The sequence below is a fragment of the Bacteroides uniformis genome (genome assembly GCF_025147485.1).
Classification (GTDB): domain Bacteria; phylum Bacteroidota; class Bacteroidia; order Bacteroidales; family Bacteroidaceae; genus Bacteroides; species Bacteroides uniformis.
Window position 1 is genome coordinate 3,839,158 of sequence record NZ_CP102263.1, and the last position, 17,745, is coordinate 3,856,902.

A 17,745-nucleotide genomic window follows, 5' to 3' on the forward strand; every position below is an offset into this window, starting at 1 on the left:
TATCAAAAGCTATGGAGGCTTATTTACTACATGATGCCAATGCCGGCAGCAACCTAAAATTAATGATTATGATACAAGAAGAAGGTATGAAAGGATATGGCATTTACTGGACAGTGCTCGAATTCCTCAGATTGCAGAACGAATATAAAGCCAGCCTGAAAGTGATTCCCATACTGGCACAAAAAGCAAGGGTGACAACCGCCACACTGAAGCGAATCATCTATGACTATGCGCTGTTCGAGGTGAACGAGACAAGCTTCTCATCCCCCGGACTAAGCCGCCGCATGGAGCCATGGGACGCCCAACAAGAAGCTAAAAAAGAGGCCGGACGTCGCGGTGGACTGGTTAACCAGCAGAGAATCAGGGATGCCAAGACAAGCAGCGCTTTAGCAAATAAACTAAATAAAGAGAATAAAGAAAACCCCTCTCTATCTCCCCAAGGGGAGACGGGAAGAAGGAAGGAGGAGATTCTTCTGACTCCACCGGAGTACACGCTCAACAGACAGACGCATAATTACCAAGGCCTGATGGAAGAGCTGGCAAGGCAGAAAGTAACCGACATCCACGATTTGAATGCCATCTTGAGACTGACAGATTTTGGAAAACTGGGAGGGAAAATCTGGAAAATCCTATATGAGTTGAACAGCTCACCCCAACTGAAAGCCCGTATCGTGATGCCCGGAAAGTACATACTGAAATTACTCAGGGGTTAGATTTAATAAAAGAAGGTAACTATATACCACTTTGCACTAAATATTAAATTCAATAAAGAATAGAAAGTTATGGAAATGAACGAGGAAAGTATTAAAAATTTATGGGTAATAGTAGAAAAGACCCATAAGCAAGTTTTAGCGATGAAGTTTTTAGGCGAATTTAAAGCTTATGTAGTAAGTGGGTTTTCAACGAAGACAAGGGATAACCCTTTTAATGAAGCTTACAATGCGATTGATATTACAGATATATCGGTTAACTTGCCTATTTTACCGTCGGAATTAAACCCTCAATCTTTTGAAGAAAAGCTACGAGGACGTTCTGTAAAGAATTTCAAATTTGGTGGTGATGATTATTTTTGGTTGATTAAATCTGGTAAAACAGAATATTTATAAGAAAAATATACTGTTTTAGTTGGATTTATGAAAAAATATTTGTATATTTAGATGTAAAAGGAGGAATATATTATGATAGACGTCAATTCGTTTAATTCATTGTTTGAACTGTTAGAAGCATTTCCTACTGAACAGTCTTGTATCGAATATTTAAAGAAAGTACGATGGGGTGAAAAGGTGAAATCTCCTTTTAGCCCTGGCTCTAAAGTGTATGTATGTGGAAATAATACATATTTATGTAAGGACACCGGGAGAAGGTTTAATGTAAAAACGGGAACCATTTTTGAGAATACTAAAATGTCGTTGCGAAAGTGGTTTATGGCCGTATGGATGGTTCTTTCAAACAAGAAAGGAATATCATCTTTACAATTAGCAAGGGATATAAAAGTGACCCAGAAAACAGCCTGGTATGTGTTACAACGGATAAGAATATGTTTGGTATGTGAAAATCAAGGAAAATTGCATAATGAAGTAGAAGCCGACGAAACCTTTGTCGGAGGCAAAAATAAGAATCGGCATAATGACAAGAAAGTTAAGGCTTGCCAGGGACGTTCATTCAAGGATAAGACCCCGGTTCTTGGAATGGTAGAAAGAAAAGGAAAGGTTATCGGGATAGTTATCAAGAATACGTCCAAAGAGGAACTCACTCCTAAAATATTGGAGTTTGTTGATAGAAACGCTATATTGTACACTGACGAATGGTACGGATATAATGAGATAGACAAAATGTATTATCACTATTCCATAGACCACAGCAAGAAACAATATGGGTACGGAAGAATCAACACTAATACCATTGAGGGTTTTTGGACTTTATTAAAAAGAGGATATGTAGGAATATACCACTATATGAGTTCTAAGCATCTTCAAAGATATGTTAATGAATTTGTGTTCCGCTATAATACACGAAAAATCAGCGAGAATTCAAGATTTAATTTGTTACTTTGCAATATGAATTATCATATTACATATAAGAAATTGACAGCATGAGTAAAAAGGAAATGACAATAGGAGAAGAATTTGAAAACTTTATGAGTTTTGCAATGCGATATAATTTTAAGAAAAAAAGAAAGTAAAATTATATAAACCAACTGAAATTGCAAAAATATATCGTGAAAATGGAATGACGGAAGAAATGCTGTATAAGCGTTGTATAGGATTGGGATGTACAGAAGAGGAAGCAAAGATGTTGGTACAAAAATGCTTCCACCCTACAGAAAAAGATTTAGAACTTGAAAGATTATAATAAAAGAATACCTTTATTTAGATTCTTTTTCTTTATTCTCGTTTTTCAAATCTTCCTCATAATCTTTTAAATAAGAATCTTCATACATAATTCCGGGAGTGCCAATAATCTCTTCTTTGATTTTTAATTCACCACAGTGAATACATTTAAAGTAAGCATTATGCTCTTCCCAAACATGGTTGCATTTTTTGTTCTCCATAATATTTTCTTATTTGTTTGACATTGCAAATGTAGCAAATATCACTATATTTGCAAATGTTCTATAGAACAAACGTTTTAGAGAAAATATTCGGGAGTGCCTTACTTCGTTAAAATCGCCAGTTTTAACACGCACACAAGGCACAAGCCCTCACTGTACCAAGTGGGTTGCTTGTCTGCGTGTGCATAGGTCTCTGGCGATACCTTACGAAGTTGTGGACTGTGACCCACTTCCTTTTAGGTACAGCCTTTATAGGTCACGTGAAGGCAGAAATACGAATAGTTATGAAAAAGTTTGTATTATTGATTTTGTTTGTTTTTTCTTGTACGTTATCATCTTATGCACAATTCGATAACGGATTACAATTTAGGGATTCTCTTGCAGGATGGACTGCAAGACATGCAAAAATTAGTGAGATAGAACCAATTCTAAAAAAATACAATATTGATTCTTCTGGAAAGCGAATGATTATAAAAATAGATGAGAATAATATTTTTAGAATTAGATGTAACGTTGATTCACAAGATGAAATAGAGTGGATAAGTATGACAACTTTATATGATTCAACGGATTCCGGAATGAAAGCTGATATTATGGTAATGACTACACTTTTAGAAAATTCTAAATATTTAGGATTGAAATTTAAAGAAGAAGCTTATTTTCAAATGAGTAGTGAAAACAACATGTTTTTTTTTTCAGAAAAATTGGGGATTACTGTTGTTCTTACTACATGCTCAATGTCTCGAAGATATGGATGTCCTACTTTGGAAATATCATTTATAAAAGGAACTGATTATAAAAAATGGATTAAACAATAAATAATAAAGGTAACTATATGCCCAAGCATTTTTAGTGCAAAATGGTATATAGTTACCTAAAAGAAATATAATACTTATCTTTGTGTTCAAAACAAAACACCCTAATCATTATGAATCTGAAAAAACTTTTTTTTGCTTCTGCCCTGCTCTTTGCTGCGTGCGGCACTATCCAGGCCCAGGAAGTCATTGCCCACCGTGGTTTCTGGACTACGGACGGCTCGGCCCAGAACTCCCTTGCCGCACTTGTAAAGGCTGATTCTATCCACTGCTACGGCTCCGAGTTCGACGTTTGGCTTACTACAGACAATCAGCTGGTTGTCAATCATGACGCCACCTTTAAAGGCGTGACTATGCAAGATGCCACAGCCAAGGTATGCACAGCCGTGCAACTGGACAACGGCGAACAACTCCCCACCCTGCAACAATATCTGGAGAAGGCCGTGGGACTGAAAACCCGTCTCATCCTCGAACTGAAAGCCCATAAAACTCCCGAACAAGAGACACGTGCCGTAGAGGGTATCATTAAAATGATTAGAGACATGGGACTGGAAAATCGTACGGAATATATTACCTTCTCCCAACATGCCACCAAGGAATTTATCCGTCTGGCACCCAAAGGTACCCCCGTCTACTATCTGAGCGGTGACCTTACCCCCAAGGAGTTGAAAGCATGGGGTTGTGCCGGTCCCGACTATCACTTCAGTGTTTTCCAAAAACATCCTGAATGGATAAAGGAATGCCACGACCTCGGCATGAAAGTAAACGCCTGGACCGTAAACGAAGCCAAAGACATGGAATGGCTCATCAGCCAAGGAGTAGATTTCATCACAACCAATGAACCGGTAGTGCTGGAAGAAATTTTAAAGAAAAAATAGCCGCTCCTTATACATTTAGAAACAAAAACCAAACAAACCGCTTCATTATGTCCGCAATGGAGCGGTTTTTTGTTTTCAAAAAGATAGCAATTAGTCTTATAAAAAATCTTTTTTCTTATTTTGAATCAAACTAAACTTTCACATGGATTACAATTTATATAAAAACAAAGCCATATGCTTTTAAATTGAAAGCCTGACAGTAGATATTCTCATTGAATGAAAGTTTCGCTAAAAAATAATAGAAAATAGATATGCTTTACAGTTAATTATAAAACAAAACGTCGTATATTTGCATCGAAATAGAACAAAAGGACATACTAACCAACCAATAAAGGACAAAATGACAAGAGCTATAAAATTCACCAAGATGCACGGTGCCGGAAACGACTACATTTATGTAGATACGACCCAATATCCTATCAGCCATCCGGAAGAGCTTGCGAGGGCATGGAGTGCACCGCATACGGGAATTGGAAGTGACGGTCTGGTACTTATCGGTTCTTCGGACAAAGCCGATTTCAGCATGCGGATATTCAATGCCGACGGCTCGGAGGCCCGGATGTGCGGCAATGCAAGCCGCTGCATCGGAAAATATCTTTTTGACTACGGACTGACCTCCAAAACAGAAATCGCACTCGATACACTGTCAGGTATAAGGATGCTAAACCTGCACTTGGCAGACGGAAAGGTCAACTCTGTAACCGTAGACATGGGCATACCTGCCGACGAACCGGCAGACTACGACGGCAAAGGAGCCAAACCGATGAAAGAACAGCCCATCGAAGTGGACGGAGAACGATATGTAGGGACCACCGTATCCATGGGAAACCCACATCTGGTAATCTTTGTCAATGATATTGAAGCCATCGACCTTACAGTCATCGGTCCCAAACTGGAGAATCACCCTCTCTTCCCCGGACGCATCAATGTGGAATTTGCCCAGATATTGGGAGAAGGAAAAATAAGGATGCGTGTCTGGGAACGAGGCTCGGGCATTACCCAAGCCTGCGGAACCGGAGCTTGTGCCACCGCCGTGGCAGCCTTCCTCACCGGACGCGCAGGAAGGGAATCCATCATCATCATGGACGGAGGCTCACTCACCATCCGATGGGACATCGCCACCAGGCATGTACTGATGACGGGAGAAGCCACCAAAGTATTCGACGGCAAAATTGAATTAATTGACTAATCACCAACTATCAACCAAGAAAAGATTATGGCATTAGTAAACGAACATTTTTTAAAGCTACCGGGCAGTTATCTGTTTTCAGACATAGCCAAGAAGGTAAATACTTTCAGGATAACACATCCCAAGCAAGAGGTCATCCGTCTGGGTATCGGAGACGTTACCCGGCCACTGCCACCGGTCTGCATCGAAGCGATGCACAAGGCAGTGGAGGAGATGGCTGACGCACGGACATTCCGTGGATATGGTCCCGAGCAGGGATACGACTTCCTGATAGAAGCCATCATCAAGCACGATTACCTTCCGCGAGGCATCCACTTCGGTCCTACGGAAATCTTCGTGAACGACGGAGCAAAGAGCGACACGGGAAACATCGGCGACATTCTCCGCCACGACAACAGCGTGGGAGTGACCGACCCGATTTATCCGGTCTATATAGACAGTAACGTGATGTGCGGACGTGCCGGAGTACTGGAGGAAAACGGCCAGTGGAGCAACGTCACCTACATGCCTTGTACCGCCGAGAACGACTTCATCCCGGAGATTCCGGACAAGCGCATCGACATCGTCTACCTCTGCTACCCCAACAACCCCACGGGCACCACCCTGACCAAGCCCGAGCTGAAGAAATGGGTGGACTATGCGCTCGCCAACGACACGCTGATTCTGTTCGATGCCGCCTACGAAGCCTTCATCCGCGAAGACGACGTGCCCCACTCCATCTATGAGATAAAGGGAGCGAAGAAATGCGCCATCGAGTTCCGCAGCTTCTCGAAGACTGCCGGATTCACGGGAGTACGCTGTGGCTACACCGTTGTGCCGAAAGAACTCACTGCCGCCACGCTGGAAGGCGAACGCATCCCGCTGAACAAGCTCTGGAACCGCCGCCAATCTACCAAGTTCAACGGCACCAGCTACATCACCCAGCGAGCGGCGGAAGCCATCTACACACCGGAGGGACAGCGGCAGATAAAGGAAACGATAGATTATTATATGGACAATGCCCGGACCATGAAGCAGGGCCTTGAAGCGGCCGGGCTGAAAGTCTACGGCGGTGTGAACGCTCCTTACATCTGGCTGAAAACACCCGACGGAACAAGTTCCTGGCGGTTCTTCGAACAGATGCTGTACGAAGCCAATGTAGTGGGCACACCGGGTGTAGGTTTCGGCCCCAGCGGTGAAGGATATATCCGGCTGACGGCCTTCGGCAAGCACGAAGACTGCGTGGAAGCCATGAAGCGCATCCGGAAGTGGCTGAAATAAAAAAACAATTGAATTAGCGAGGTACTTGCTATAATCGAGTCGGACTGATCATCCGGAATTTTTCTAAACTTAAAGGTAAAAAGGTATGAAAACAAGAAGTGTAAAATGGGGAATAATGGCAATGGCGCTGTTATCAATGGCAATGCCTTTCACGGCAAAGGCTCAGGATAAAGTGGAAGCGTCGGCAGGCGTCGACCTCGTAAGCGGTTACGTGTGGCGTGGCCAGGATTTGGGAGGGGTAAGCCTCCAGCCGAGCGCATCCATCGCCTACAAAGGTTTCTCTCTGGGAGCTTGGGGCTCCGTAGGCATCGAGAGTTCGGACACGAAAGAGTTCGACCTCATACTGGGATATTCAACCGGAGGCTTCAGCGTATCGGTGACGGACTACTGGTACAATGTGACCGGAGATGGGGTGACAGCCAAATACTTCCAGTACGGTGCACACAATGCTGCCAACTCACATCTGTTCGAGGCGCAAATCGGCTATGATTTCGGCCCCGTAGCCGTAAACTGGTACACCAACTTTGCAGGCGACGACGGTGTTGACAAAGACGGTGACCGTGCTTATTCATCCTACATCTCCGTGGCAGCCCCCTTCACACTGGGCGGTCTGGACTGGACGGCCGAGATAGGCGCTACCCCTTGGGCCACGGACTTCTATGGAGCCAACGGATTTGCCGTATGCGACGTCAGCCTGGGAGTATCAAAAGACATCAAAATCACCGATTCCTTCTCCCTCCCGTTGTTTGCCAAAGCAACCTGGAATCCAAGGTCTGAAGGTGCCTATTTCGTAGTCGGACTAAGTTTCTAAGATGAAAAACCTATGATTTACACACACCGAAAGGCAAATAGTAAATCGTAAATTGTCTAATCGTAAATTATTTAAGGTATGAAAAAGATTGAAGCTATTATCCGAAAGACCAAGTTCGAGGACGTGAAGGACGCGCTGCTCGAAGCGGACATCGAATGGTTCTCCTATTATGATGTACGGGGCATCGGGAAATCCAGACAAGCCCGTATCTACCGTGGTGTCATGTACGACACCAGTTCCATCGAGCGCATCCTTATCTCCATCGTGGTGCGCGACAAGAATGCGGAAAAGACCGTACAAGCCATCATCAAATCTGCACAAACCGGTGAAATCGGCGACGGACGTATCTTCGTCATCCCCATTGAGGATGCCATACGCATACGTACTGCAGAGAGAGGCGACATCGCACTCTACAATGCCGAACAAGAAAGATAACGGGCAGCTACAAACCACAACCAAGAAAATACAATACAACTAAAAGCAACAAGAAATTATGGATAAACTTATTTTAAGTGAACTGACCAACGGACTGAACACTGTATGGATGCTGCTTGCAGCCATGCTGGTATTCTTCATGCAGCCGGGCTTTGCACTGGTCGAAGCCGGTTTCACCAGAGTAAAAAATACGGCCAATATCCTGATGAAGAACTTCGTTGACTTCATGTTTGGCAGCCTGCTCTACTGGTTCATCGGTTTCGGACTGATGTTCGGTGCAGGCGGATTCATAGGAATGCCCCATTTCTTCGACCTCTCGTTCTACGACGGAGGCGGGCTTCCCACGGAAGGTTTCCTGGTATTCCAGACTGTATTCTGCGCAACGGCTGCCACCATCGTGTCCGGCGCTATGGCAGAACGTACCAAATTCTCCATGTACCTGGTTTACACCATCTTCATCAGTGTGCTGATTTATCCCGTTTCCGGTCACTGGACTTGGGGCGGCGGCTGGCTGATGAACGGTGAGGCAGGTTCCTTCATGATGGAAACATTCGGAACAACTTTCCATGACTTCGCAGGTTCCACCATCGTCCACTCCGTAGGCGGCTGGATTGCCCTGGTAGGTGCGGCCATCCTCGGCCCGCGCATCGGGAAATACGGCAAAGACGGCAAGTCAAGAGCCATTCCGGGACATAACCTCACGATTGCGGCACTGGGTGTATTCATCCTTTGGTTCGGATGGTTCGGCTTCAACCCCGGTTCACAGTTGGCAGCAGCCACTACGGACGATGCAAGGGCCATCTCGCATGTATTCCTCACCACCAATCTGGCAGCCTGCGCAGGCGGTTTCTTTGCATTGGCGGTAAGCTGGATGAAATATGGCAAACCCTCCTTGTCTCTGACACTGAATGGCATTCTGGCCGGATTGGTAGGCATCACGGCCGGTTGTGACATGGTTTCTCCCTTCGGGTCGGTAATCATCGGCACCATCTGCGGCATCCTGATGATTTATTCGGTGGAATTCATCGACCGGACACTGAAAATTGACGACCCCGTAGGGGCCAGTTCCGTACACGGCGTCTGCGGTTTCACGGGAACCATCCTCACCGGACTGTTTTCCACCAGTGAGGGACTGTTTTACGGTGCAGGCTGGAGCTTTCTCGGAGCGCAGGTATTCGGTGCACTCGTAGTAGGCGCATGGGCAGCAGGCATGGGATTCATCATCTTCAAAGGACTCGACAAAATCCACGGCCTCCGCGTTTCCAAACGTGTGGAGGAAGAAGGACTCGACATTTACGAACACGGCGAGTCTGCCTACGGTGCATAATGATTTTATATTTTATTAAACCAACAATTACAACTCTAAGGTATTATGTCAAAATTGAGATTCAGAGTAGTAGAGACGGCGTTCAAGAAGAAACCCGTTGCAGTGGCAGTCCCGGCGGAACGTCCGTCAGAGTATTTTGCCAAGTATGTATTCAACAAGGAGAAGATGTTCCGCTATCTGCCGAGCAAGGTGTATGCCAAACTGACGGATGTGATTGACAACGGAGCTCCGCTGGACCGCAGCATAGCCGACGAGGTTGCCGCAGGTATGAAGAAATGGGCGGTTGAAATGGGGGCGACCCACTATACGCACTGGTTTCATCCGCTGACCGAAGGTACTGCCGAAAAGCACGATGCTTTTGTGGAACACGACGGCAAAGGCGGCGTGATGGAGGAATTCACCGGCAAACTGCTCGTGCAGCAGGAACCGGACGCTTCCAGTTTCCCGAACGGCGGTATCCGCAATACGTTCGAGGCACGTGGCTACTCGGCATGGGACCCCTCCTCCCCGGCATTCATCGTAGACGACACGCTCTGCATCCCGACTATTTTCATCGCCTATACCGGTGAGTCTCTGGACTACAAGGCACCGTTGCTGAAAGCCCTGCGTGCCGTAGACAAGGCTGCCGTCGACGTATGCCACTATTTCAATCCGGAAGTAAAGAAAGTGGTTGCCTATCTGGGCTGGGAGCAGGAATATTTTCTGGTTGACGAAGGGTTGTACGCCGCACGCCCCGACCTGCTGATGACCGGACGCACGCTGATGGGCCATGACAGCGCCAAGAACCAGCAGTTGGAAGACCATTACTTCGGGGCCATCCCCAGCCGTGTGGCCGCTTTCATGAAGGAACTGGAAATCGAAGCGCTGAAACTCGGCATCCCCGTCAAGACCCGTCACAACGAAGTGGCTCCCAACCAGTTCGAGCTGGCTCCCGTCTTCGAGGAATGCAACCTGGCGGTAGACCACAACATGCTCATCATGGCCTTGATGCGTAAAGTGGCACGTAACCACGGTTTCCGCGTACTGCTACACGAAAAGCCCTTCAAGGGTGTCAACGGTAGCGGCAAGCATAATAACTGGTCGCTGGGTACGGACACCGGTATCCTGCTCCACGCACCCGGCAAACTGCCCGAAGAGAACCTGCGTTTCATCACCTTCGTAGTGAATACGCTGATGGCCGTATACCGTCACAACGGATTGCTGAAAGCCTCCATCTCCAGTGCGACGAACGCCCACCGGCTGGGTGCCAACGAAGCGCCTCCGGCCATCATCTCTTCCTTCCTGGGCAAGCAGTTGAGCCAGGTGCTGGAACACATCGAAGAGAGCACCAAGGACGACCTCGTCAGCCTCAGCGGCAAGCAAGGCATGAAGCTGGACATCCCGCAGATTCCGGAACTGATGATAGACAATACCGACCGCAACCGCACCAGCCCGTTCGCCTTCACCGGCAACCGCTTCGAGTTCCGCGCCGTGGGTTCCGAGGCCAACTGCGCCAGCGCCATGATTGCGCTGAACTCCGCCCTTGCCGAGCAATTAACGGAATTCAAGAAAGATGTGGACGAACTGATTGAAAAGGGGGAGCCGAAAATCTCCGCCATCCTCGAAGTCATCCGCCGGTACATCAAAGTCTGCAAACCCATCCACTTTGACGGCAACGGTTACAGCGATGAATGGAAAGCCGAAGCAGCCCGCCGCGGTCTGGACTGCGAGACAAGTGTTCCCGTCATCTTCGACAACTACCTGAAACCGGAGAGCATCCGGATGTTCGAGTCCATCGGTGTCATGACGAAGAAGGAACTGGAAGCCCGCAACGAGGTGAAATGGGAAATGTACACCAAGAAAATACAGATTGAAGCCCGCGTGCTCGGAGATTTGGCCATGAACCACATTATCCCCGTAGCTACACAGTATCAGTCGGATTTGATTGACAACGTCTACAAGATGAAAGACCTGTTCCCCGCAGAGAAGGCTGCAAAACTGTCTGCCAAGAATCTGGAACTCATCGAAGAGATTGCCGACCGTACCGCCTTCATCAAGGAGCATGTGGATGCCATGATTGAGGCGCGCAAAGTGGCCAACAAAATTGAGAGTGAACGTGAAAAAGCCATCGCCTACCACGACAACATCGTACCGATGATGGAGGAAATCCGTTACCACATCGACAAGCTGGAACTCATCGTCGACAATCAGATGTGGACGTTGCCCAAATATCGCGAGTTACTGTTTATAAGATGAAAAATGGAGGATGAAGGATGAATCCTTAATCCCTATCTCATTCTTTTGTTGGTTGTTTTAAGTTTGCAGGGGGGAGAGGTGCCGCGAGGCAGTTCTCTCTCTTTTTTTCGTCCATGCCAACTGTTGGCGGTAAGCGGGAAATAACCTATCTTTGCCCGTCAGATAAAACAATCCTGTCATCATGAAGAATTTACGTAACTGCTATGCAGCGTTCCTGCTGTTTGCCTTGCTGTTCGTTTCGGCTGCTGCCCCGGCACAAACCGATCTGCAGCAAAAACTGGGTCGGATTTCCGCCATTACGGAAACCCGTCCGTTGGAGTCCACCCGGTTCTCCGAGAAGTATGTAACCTATTTTACCCAGCCGTTGGACCACCGTCATCCCGAAAAGGGCAGTTTCCGCCAGCGCGTGATTGTCTCCCACGTCGGCTTCGACCGTCCCACGGTGATTGTAACCGAAGGCTATGGAGCTGCCTATGCCCTCAACCCCAAGTATCGCGAGGAACTTTCAGAGTTGCTCGATGCCAACATGATTTTTGTGGAATACCGTTATTTCCTGGAATCCACCCCTGAGCCTAAAGACTGGCAATACCTCACCGCCGAGAATTCTGCCGACGACCTGCACGCCGTCCGCAACGCCTTTAAAAGCATCTATCCCGGCAAATGGATTGCGACCGGCATCAGCAAGGGCGGACAGACTACCCTGCTCTACCGCACGTTCTATCCGGACGACGTGGATATTTCCGTGCCTTATGTAGCTCCGCTCTGCTACGGGGCGGAAGACGGACGCCACGAGCCTTTCCTCAGGAAAGTGTCTACTCCGGAGGACCGCAAACGGATTGAGGACTTCCAGTTGGAAGTGTTGAAACGGAAAGCCGCACTGCTCCCCCGCTTTGAGAAATATTGCAATGAAAAAGGACTCAAGTTCCGTGCGCCCGTTGAAGAGATATACGACTATTGCGTGCTGGAGTATTCTTTTGCCCTTTGGCAGTGGGGAACTCCCGTCAGCAGCATCCCTGCCACCACGGCCTCGGACGATGAGATATTTGCCCATCTGCTCGGTATCAGTAATCCCGACTACTTCATTGCCGACAGTCCCACAGCCTCATTCTTCGTGCAGGCCGCCCGCGAACTGGGCTATTACGGCTACGATACGAAGCCTTTCAAGAAGTATCTTTCCATCCAATCGAGCAAGGGTTACCTGCATCGCCTCATGCTCCCCGAAGAGCTGAAAGACATGCCCTTCGACAAGACCCTAAGCAAGAAAATCACGAAGTTCCTGAAAGAGAATGACCCGAAAATGATATTCATCTACGGACAGAACGACCCGTGGACAGCTGCCGGAGTGACCTGGCTGAAAGGAAAGAAAAACATCCATGTATTCGTAGAGCCCGGTGGAAGCCATCGGGCACGCATCGGCACACTGCCCGAAGAGGAAAAGAAGCAAGTGATGGAGCTGATAAATGAATGGTTGAAACAATAAAAACGGATGGTCCGTGTGGCATGAACAGACCATCCGTTTACTCCTGACAGACCATCTGTTCTACCTCAACAGATGGTCTGTTTTTTTATTCTATAATTTGTGCATCCTCAATATCGTCCACTGCCTTTACTGAAGCATCCGGTGTCTTCGGGCGGCGACGCGTAAACTTGAACCAGTTCAGCAGTTCCGAAGCCGCATAGACCAGACTGCTGATACCGATAATGATAAATGCCGTGGAGCGTACTCCCGTAGGATTGAACAGCGCAACCAAGCCGGCAAGCAGAATCAATACCGGAACCACATAAAAACCTCCCGGTACCGGCATCCAGCGACGGGCAGCGGAAAGCGAGGCAATCTGTTGCACTCCTCCCATCACCAGGATAAATCCCAATACAAATGTCAGCAAATCGGCAAAGAAACCGGGCATGATAATCAGCCACAAGCCAAACAGCAGGCTGCCCACTCCCTCGATAGGGAAACGGCTGCGCATCTCCGTGCTCTGTGCAAAGTAGCCTATGATGCTGATAAGCGAAGGCACCAGGAAAATGACACCTATCGTAATCACAAAGTAATCACCCGCCTGGTCGGGAAACATCACCAGCACCAAACCGATAACCAGCGCACATATAGCACGCAAAAATGAATAACTTAATCCTTTCATGAGTCTATGTTTTTTTGCGAAGATACATCTTTATCCGAATAACTCCACACGAAAATCCCGAAAAATCAGTTTACATTCAGCCAGGCATTCATATCTTCGGCCACAAAAAGCCAGTATAATAACAACAGTACAGCAATAACCACGCCTATGGCAACTAAATGTTTTCTATTCATAGTTTGTTCCTTTCTTTTTTTGAATGAATATTCGTTTTTACTACACTTATAAGAACAATATTTCAAGAAAAATGTTCTTATCCAGAAAAAAAGTCATATTTATTTTGGCAGTTAAAACAAAGTGCTTATATTTGTCGCGAAAACGAAGACAGGCTGCACCTCAGCATAAAAAATGAACAAGTTCATTTTATTATACATTCGGTTTGCACTGTCTTTGCCCCCGATAAAACAAAAAAAGTCAATGAAAACAATGTTAGTAAATACATATTGGTGGTGGCACCCGTTACAACTCCGACAGTCGTAAGGGAGCAGCGCTCGTATGTATATATGTAATATATAGTAAAAAACAAAAAGAGCCCTGTCGCACCAAGCGACGGGGCTTTTTTCGTTTAAGCAATAATGCGTTTTGATTTCTGAAATAGTAAATAGTAAATCGTCAAATAGTAAATAACATGATGAATTTCTTAGTTGACAAAGAAGGTTATTACGGAGAGTTCGGCGGGGCATACGTTCCCGAAATCCTCCACAAATGTGTAGAAGAGTTGCAGAACACCTACCTCAAGGTGCTGCAAAGTGAGGACTTCAAGCGTGAATACGACCAGTTGCTGCGCGACTACGTGGGACGCCCTTCCCCACTCTACTTGGCACACCGCTTGTCCGAGAAGTACGGTTGCCGGATTTACCTCAAGCGTGAAGACCTGAACCACACCGGTGCCCACAAAATCAACAACAGCATCGGGCAGGTGTTGCTGGCACGCCGCATGGGCAAGCGCCGCATCATCGCCGAAACCGGAGCCGGACAGCACGGTGTGGCCACAGCCACCGTCTGCGCCTTGATGAACATGGAATGCATCGTCTACATGGGTAAGACCGACGTAGAGCGCCAGCGCGTCAATGTGGAGAAGATGAAGATGCTCGGCGCCACCGTCGTTCCCGTCACCAGTGGCAATATGACGTTGAAGGACGCCACCAACGAAGCCATCCGCGACTGGTGCTGTCATCCCTCGGACACCTACTACGTGATAGGTTCCACCGTCGGCCCGCATCCGTACCCCGACATGGTGGCACGCCTGCAGTCCGTCATCAGCGAAGAAATCAGGAAACAACTTCTTGAGCATGAAGGACGCGAATGCCCCGACTACCTCATCGCCTGCGTAGGCGGAGGAAGCAATGCAGCCGGCACCATCTATCACTACGTCAACGACCCGCACGTGCAAATCGTCCTCGCCGAAGCCGGAGGAAAAGGCATTGAAACGGGAATGACAGCCGCCACCATCGCCCTCGGCAAGATGGGCATCATCCACGGCTCGCGCACCTACGTCATCCAGAACGAGGACGGACAGATAGAAGAGCCCTATTCCATCTCTGCCGGACTGGACTATCCGGGCATCGGCCCCATGCACGCCAACCTTGCCAAGCAGAAACGTGCCATCGTCCTCGCCGTGAACGACGACGAAGCCATCCGCGCCGCCTACGAGCTGACCCGGCTCGAGGGCATCATCCCCGCATTGGAAAGCGCCCACGCACTGGGTGCGCTGGAGAAGATGAGGTTCAAGCCGACGGACGTGGTGGTGCTGACGGTGTCGGGACGGGGGGATAAGGATATAGAGACGTATTTGAGTGATGAGTTATAAGTGATAAGTGATGAGCTATTTGAAAATACGAGATGAAATAAAATACAAGATACAATGAAACAATATGATTATAAAACAGTCAGCCGCACCATGCTCGGTGACTTGCATACGCCGGTGAGCACGTATCTGAAGGTGCGTGACATCTTTCCGCAGAGCGCACTTATGGAGAGTTCCGACTATCACGGCAGTGAGAACAACCGCTCGTTCATCGCTCTGTGTCCGCTGGCTAGTGTCAGCATAGACCACGGCACGGCTATCTTCCGTCTGCCGGACGACAGCCGCGAAGAGCATCCCATAACCGAAGAATACCGGGTGGAAAACGCACTGAACGATTTCCTCTGCCGCTTCCGCGTGGAGGGCGAATACAGCAATTACTGCGGACTCTACGGATACACCTCCTTCAATGCTGTCCGCTACTTCGAGAATATCCCCGTGAAGGACAGCCGCGAAGCTACCAACGATGCGCCGGACATGCTGTACATATTATATAAGTACCTCATCGTCTTCAACGACTTCAAGAATGAGATGCTGCTTCTCGAGATGCTGGCGCCCGGCGAGACCAGCGAACTGGACCAGGTGCAGAAGGCCATCCATAACCGTAACTACACCGCCTACGATTTCCGCGCCATCGGCCCCACCACCTCTCCGCTTACGGACGAGGAGCACAAGGCGAATATCCGCCGGGGCATCGCCCACTGTCTGCGCGGCGACGTTTTCCAGATAGTCCTCTCCCGCCGGTTCGAGCAGCGTTTCACAGGCGATGACTTCAAGCTCTACCGTGCCCTGCGCAGCATCAACCCTTCTCCCTATCTGTTCTATTTCGACTTCGGAGGCTTCCGCATTTTCGGCTCGTCCCCCGAAACCCATTGCCGCATCGAAGGCCGCCATGCCTATATCGACCCCATTGCCGGAACCACGAAGCGCACCGGCGATGCAGAGCAGGATGCCCTCAATGCCCGGTACCTGCACGACGACCCCAAAGAGAACGCCGAACACGTGATGCTGGTGGACCTTGCCCGCAACGACCTCTCCCGCAACTGCCACGATGTAAAGGTGGACTTCTATAAGGAGATGCAGTATTACAGCCATGTCATCCACCTCGTCAGCCGTGTCAGCGGAACGCTCCGCGAAGAGGCCGACCCCGTCAAGGCCTTCATCGACACCTTTCCTGCCGGCACCCTGAGCGGTGCCCCCAAGGTACGCGCCATGCAGCTCATCAGCCAGCTGGAACCGCACAACCGTGGAGCCTACGGAGGCTGCATCGGTTTCATCGGACTGAACGGCTCGCTGAACCAGGCGATTACGATTCGTACTTTTGTCAGCCGCAACGGTGTCCTCTGGTTCCAGGCAGGCGGCGGCATCGTGGCCAAGAGCAACGACGAGTACGAACTGCAAGAGGTGAACAACAAGCTCGGCGCACTGAAAAAGGCGATTGAGATGGCAGAAAAAATGTGAGTTTATGTACGATTTGACGATTTACGATGTACGATTTGCCATGCGGCGTACATTGCGCAGCCAAATCGTACATCGTAAATAAAGTAACTTCAATCGTACATCGTAAATCGTCAAATAGTAAATAAAATAGATTGTAAATACAAAAGATGAAAACAGTTATCATAGACAATTACGACTCCTTCACCTACAACCTTGCCCATCTGGTGAAAGAGCTTGGCGCAGAAGTGGATGTGCTGCGCAACGATAAATTCCGGCTCGAAGAATTGGAGCCATACGATAAAATCATCCTCTCACCCGGCCCCGGTGTCCCCGAGGAAGCCGGACTGCTGCTGGATGTCATCCGCACCTATGCCGGACGGAAACCCATACTCGGTGTCTGTCTGGGCGAACAAGCCATCGGACAAGTGTTTGGCGGAAAGCTGGTCAATCTGGAAGAGGTATTCCATGGGGTACAGACGGAGATAAGGATTAGGAGTGAGGGATTAGGGACGAGGGAGGAAGGATTAGGGATTAGTGATGAAGGATTGGGGGGAAAGGATTATGAAGGTATTTCTCTCGAAGAAGACTATATCTTCTGCGGTTTACCCAATAGGATTCCCGTCGGACGATACCACTCCTGGGTAGTGGATACGAAGGACTTTCCCGAAGCGCTGGCCATTACCGCCATCAGCCCCGAAGGACAAATCATGGCGCTGAAACATCGGGAGTATGACATACACGGCATCCAGTTCCATCCTGAATCGGTACTGACACCCGACGGAAAAACAATCGTAAAAAACTGGCTTTTCAAATGAGGCACTTCAGAAAAAGAGTAAATTCAATCGTCAAATCGTAAATCGTC

General features: G+C 48.2%; 17 protein-coding genes. 15 read left to right on the forward strand and 2 right to left on the reverse strand.

Going from position 1 to position 17,745, the window contains the following annotated elements:
• The first annotated feature begins 11 nt into the window (after positions 1-11).
• The 3 genes from NQ510_RS15525 (at position 12) to NQ510_RS15535 (ending at position 2,096) form a co-directional block, all read left to right on the forward strand.
• The gene (locus NQ510_RS15525; protein WP_005827562.1) at positions 12-713 is read left to right on the forward strand and encodes a Lin1244/Lin1753 domain-containing protein; all 702 of its coding nucleotides are present in this window, start codon (positions 12-14) and stop codon (positions 711-713) included.
• 69 nt (positions 714-782) lie between these two features.
• Positions 783-1,106 carry a hypothetical protein gene (locus tag NQ510_RS15530; RefSeq protein ID WP_005825891.1) on the forward strand — a complete coding sequence of 108 codons (324 nt, stop codon included), beginning with the start codon at positions 783-785 and terminating at the stop codon, positions 1,104-1,106.
• Between the two features lie 72 nt (positions 1,107-1,178).
• Positions 1,179-2,096, forward strand: a complete 918-nt coding sequence (locus tag NQ510_RS15535; protein ID WP_005825889.1) for an IS1595-like element ISBun1 family transposase — start codon at positions 1,179-1,181, stop codon at positions 2,094-2,096.
• Positions 2,097-2,365: 269 nt separating this feature from the next.
• Here NQ510_RS15535 and NQ510_RS15540 read toward each other — a convergent pair whose 3' ends face one another.
• Entirely contained in the window at positions 2,366-2,551 is a 186-nt protein-coding gene (locus tag NQ510_RS15540) for a hypothetical protein (protein ID WP_005825886.1), read from the reverse strand.
• Positions 2,552-2,835: 284 nt separating this feature from the next.
• Between NQ510_RS15540 and NQ510_RS15545 the strand changes: the two genes are divergently transcribed.
• The 9 genes from NQ510_RS15545 (at position 2,836) to NQ510_RS15585 (ending at position 12,981) form a co-directional block, all read left to right on the forward strand.
• The gene (locus tag NQ510_RS15545; protein ID WP_259817156.1) at positions 2,836-3,369 is read left to right on the forward strand and encodes a hypothetical protein; all 534 of its coding nucleotides are present in this window, start codon (positions 2,836-2,838) and stop codon (positions 3,367-3,369) included.
• A gap of 110 nt (positions 3,370-3,479) precedes the next feature.
• A complete protein-coding gene (locus tag NQ510_RS15550) occupies positions 3,480-4,244 on the forward strand; it encodes a glycerophosphodiester phosphodiesterase family protein (RefSeq protein WP_005827557.1) in 765 nt (254 codons plus the stop codon).
• A gap of 340 nt (positions 4,245-4,584) precedes the next feature.
• Complete coding sequence (dapF, locus tag NQ510_RS15555; RefSeq protein ID WP_005827555.1) at positions 4,585-5,433, forward strand: diaminopimelate epimerase; 849 nt, start codon at positions 4,585-4,587, stop codon at positions 5,431-5,433.
• 27 nt (positions 5,434-5,460) lie between these two features.
• On the forward strand, positions 5,461-6,693 hold the full coding sequence (locus NQ510_RS15560) for an LL-diaminopimelate aminotransferase (protein WP_005827552.1): 1,233 nt from the start codon (positions 5,461-5,463) through the stop codon (positions 6,691-6,693).
• Between the two features lie 85 nt (positions 6,694-6,778).
• Entirely contained in the window at positions 6,779-7,504 is a 726-nt protein-coding gene (locus tag NQ510_RS15565) for a hypothetical protein (RefSeq protein WP_005827550.1), read from the forward strand.
• Between the two features lie 78 nt (positions 7,505-7,582).
• A complete protein-coding gene (locus tag NQ510_RS15570; RefSeq protein WP_005827548.1) occupies positions 7,583-7,939 on the forward strand; it encodes a P-II family nitrogen regulator in 357 nt (118 codons plus the stop codon).
• Between the two features lie 58 nt (positions 7,940-7,997).
• The gene (locus tag NQ510_RS15575; RefSeq protein ID WP_005827546.1) at positions 7,998-9,266 is read left to right on the forward strand and encodes an ammonium transporter; all 1,269 of its coding nucleotides are present in this window, start codon (positions 7,998-8,000) and stop codon (positions 9,264-9,266) included.
• A 45-nt stretch (positions 9,267-9,311) separates the two neighbouring features.
• Positions 9,312-11,501 (forward strand): glutamine synthetase III family protein, encoded by a 2,190-nt coding sequence (locus NQ510_RS15580; RefSeq protein ID WP_005827544.1) that lies wholly within the window; start codon positions 9,312-9,314, stop codon positions 11,499-11,501.
• A 181-nt stretch (positions 11,502-11,682) separates the two neighbouring features.
• Entirely contained in the window at positions 11,683-12,981 is a 1,299-nt protein-coding gene (locus NQ510_RS15585) for a S28 family serine protease (RefSeq protein ID WP_005827539.1), read from the forward strand.
• 85 nt (positions 12,982-13,066) lie between these two features.
• Here NQ510_RS15585 and NQ510_RS15590 read toward each other — a convergent pair whose 3' ends face one another.
• On the reverse strand, positions 13,067-13,642 hold the full coding sequence (locus NQ510_RS15590) for an HdeD family acid-resistance protein (protein ID WP_005827537.1): 576 nt from the start codon (positions 13,640-13,642) through the stop codon (positions 13,067-13,069).
• A 628-nt stretch (positions 13,643-14,270) separates the two neighbouring features.
• Between NQ510_RS15590 and trpB the strand changes: the two genes are divergently transcribed.
• The 3 genes from trpB to NQ510_RS15605 all read left to right on the forward strand — a co-directional run bounded on the left by trpB (position 14,271) and on the right by NQ510_RS15605 (position 17,698).
• The gene (trpB, locus tag NQ510_RS15595; RefSeq protein WP_171029006.1) at positions 14,271-15,449 is read left to right on the forward strand and encodes a tryptophan synthase subunit beta; all 1,179 of its coding nucleotides are present in this window, start codon (positions 14,271-14,273) and stop codon (positions 15,447-15,449) included.
• A 54-nt stretch (positions 15,450-15,503) separates the two neighbouring features.
• Positions 15,504-16,904 (forward strand): anthranilate synthase component I family protein, encoded by a 1,401-nt coding sequence (locus NQ510_RS15600; protein ID WP_034525535.1) that lies wholly within the window; start codon positions 15,504-15,506, stop codon positions 16,902-16,904.
• Between the two features lie 146 nt (positions 16,905-17,050).
• Entirely contained in the window at positions 17,051-17,698 is a 648-nt protein-coding gene (locus NQ510_RS15605) for an anthranilate synthase component II (RefSeq protein WP_005827523.1), read from the forward strand.
• Positions 17,699-17,745 lie beyond the last annotated feature (47 nt).